The sequence below is a fragment of the Streptomyces sp. SID13726 genome (assembly GCF_010548375.1).
In the GTDB taxonomy this organism is placed as follows: domain Bacteria; phylum Actinomycetota; class Actinomycetes; order Streptomycetales; family Streptomycetaceae; genus Streptomyces.
Window position 1 is genome coordinate 1 of the sequence record NZ_JAAGLY010000236.1, and the last position, 546, is coordinate 546.

The following is a 546-nucleotide window of genomic DNA, read 5'->3' on the forward strand; positions in this document are numbered from 1 at the left end:
GGCAGGCCACGGGTCCCAGGTGAACGAGGACAACGCGGTGACGCGGCTCGCGGAGGCGGTCGCGCGCATCGGGGCCCACCACTGGCCCAACACGCTCACCCCGACGGTCGACAAGCTGCTGCGCGGCGTCGCGGACCTCACCGGGCTCCGGTACGACCCGGAGGACCCGTCGTCGGTCGCGGCCCTCGTCGCCGCGCTCGGCCCGGCGTCCCGGTTCGTCGGGGCGACCGTGCGCCACACGTCCAACCCGACGCAGCTCACGGCCGGGTACAAGGCGAACGTCATCCCGGGCCGGGCGGAGGCGGCGATCGACGCGCGCCTGCTGCCCGGGCACGAGGACGAGGGATTCGCGACGCTGCGCGCGCTCGCGGGCGACCACGTGCGGGTCGAGGAGATCCACCGAGACATCGCGCTCGAGGTGCCGTTCGAGGGCGACCTCGTCGACGCGATGGTCGACTCGCTGCTCGCCGAGGACCCCGAGGCGACCGTCCTGCCGTACACGCTCTCGGGCGGCACGGACAACAAGTCGCTCGCGCGCCTCGGCAT

Annotated in this window: 1 protein-coding gene; it reads left to right on the forward strand. The window is 74.2% G+C overall.

Features of this window, described 5'->3' with window-relative positions:
• Positions 1-19 precede the first annotated feature (19 nt).
• Positions 20-546, forward strand: a 527-nt coding sequence (locus tag G3I78_RS47370; RefSeq protein ID WP_343244030.1) for a peptidase dimerization domain-containing protein, incomplete at its 3' end; no start/stop codon positions are given.